1 pseudogene is annotated in these 271 nt (G+C 63.5%); it reads left to right on the top strand.

Annotation, left to right across the window (positions count from 1 at the left end):
* Positions 1 to 271 (top strand): annotated as a pseudogene (locus tag Ga0451573_RS19220) (ABC transporter ATP-binding protein); the annotation flags it as partial.

The following is a 271-nucleotide window of genomic DNA, read 5'->3' as shown; positions in this document are numbered from 1 at the left end:
CGTGGTGATCGCCATTGCCTGTGCGCTCAAACCCCGCCTGCTGATTGCCGACGAACCCACCACCGCGCTCGATGTCGTCCTGCAGGCGCAAATTCTCGACCTACTGCAAAGCCTCGTCGACGAGGAACGGATGGGCCTCCTGCTGATCAGCCACGACCTCGCCGTGGTCGCGGGCATGGCCCATTCGATTACCGTGCTGCGGCATGGCGAGGTCATGGACACCGGCGAAACCACGCAGATCCTGAGCGAGCAGACGCATCCCTATACGCGC

The sequence above is a fragment of the Phosphitispora fastidiosa genome, assembly GCF_019008365.1.
Lineage (GTDB): Bacteria > Bacillota > Thermincolia > Thermincolales > UBA2595 > Phosphitispora > Phosphitispora fastidiosa.
The sequence above is the reverse complement of the archived record's forward strand: the minus strand, read 5'-3'. Positions and strand labels throughout refer to the sequence as shown.